Annotated in this window: 1 protein-coding gene and 1 pseudogene; both read right to left on the bottom strand. The window is 43.0% G+C overall.

All coding sequences use genetic code 11. The features are described 5' to 3' along the window. Positions 1-385, bottom strand: a 385-nt coding sequence (locus AC1DSE_RS35145; RefSeq protein WP_477529109.1) for an IS110 family transposase, incomplete at its 3' end; no start/stop codon positions are given. A gap of 314 nt (positions 386-699) precedes the next feature. Further along, positions 700-1,502, bottom strand: a pseudogene (locus AC1DSE_RS35150) (SpoVR family protein); the annotation flags it as partial.

Here is a 1,502-nt window from a genome sequence, read left to right on the forward strand (position 1 = left end):
AGTAGTAACCGTTCTTGATCATGTCGGCGATAACGAGTGCATCTTTCCGGTCACTCTTTGAAGGCGTATTGTCGCGATTTTCTTTGTTTTTTTTCACGAGATGCGGATTCACTAAAACGACTTCAAAATGGCGTTCTGTGAGCCACCGAGATAGGTTAAGCCAGTAGTGTCCGGTTGGCTCCATCCCGACGATGGCTGCACTCAAACGATGGTGAAATCCTTCCTCGTCATTAGAAAAGGATAGGTAGTCTCCGATGATGATGCCACGGAAATTTACAGCGCGCGCAACATGCATCTGCTGGGCGATGTCGATCCCGATAACTAAATGCTGAGCAGTAATTTTTTCAATGAGTAGATTTTGTCTCGCTTGCGATTTAAACTTCATAGTAGAGCGTCCTCCTGGATGATGGAATTTTTAGGGCTATGACCCGTTGCGTACTTCCATCGTACCGAGGCGCTCGTTTTTATGCAAAGCGGAAATTTAACGCTCTACAGGAATGCTAACGGGATACTATAGCTTATTTTTATACTTACATATGATGGAGGAAATATTCTGTATATAAGAGGTATCCATTCCCTTCGCCCCCTCTGTCCRAAAAATAGAAAACCCGATCTAGTGAGATCGGGTTATTTGTATCAGCATTATGCATTTTAGCTCTTCGCTCTTCAATGCAGAGTTAAGAAGCAATGTCCATATTATCAGACAAACTTCCGACTAGTCTTCTTCCCATCACAGCTGAACACAATCTTCTTATCCTCAACAAACGTCTCCAGGTGAACGTTTTTCCCCCAAAGCTGAACGACATGAGGCAGCGTACGCTCAAAATACTTTAGATCCAATTCCATACTCTCATACTCATGGATTAAATAAAGCTCACCCACACGATTAAAATCCCCATCCTTAACCATCAAACTAGGAAATCCACCTTTACATTTGAATAAACAAGCTGATCGCGAATTTTCTCCCACGATTTATCGGTAATTTTCCACTCAGGGCCTTTCTTCTCGAAAATGTACAGATCAAGATCAATAACCAGATCCTTCGTCAGATAGTTGCGGATGAATGAAATATCTGAATCGAGTTCGCGTACCTCGAACATTTTTTCCCTGCCCTTGCCGGGAACACGTCCGAAGCGTGCTTGTTCTTCCTTCGTTGGGTTATCGAATCGACGTTCGATATCCTCGATTTTTAATCCTAAATAATAGGGATTCAAGGTGTGCCGGGATGGCTGCACCACAGAGGAGTTTAGCTTAGCGAATTCAATAGTTTCATCGCTAGTTAGATCAGAGCGCTCGCTGTCCTTTTGCACCATTTCGATATAACGTTTCTTATCTAATTGATAAGGCTTAATGAGTGTCGGATCGACATGCTCTTGAATGGCAAGAATCGCATCGATATACTTTTCGACTGCATCTGTGCCATAATCCATTTCATATTGATGAATACGATCCGCTGTAGCAGACATGCTCTCGACCATATTGCGATTGGTAACACTAAAGCG

It is taken from the genome of Paenibacillus sp. 01L418, assembly GCF_056400045.1.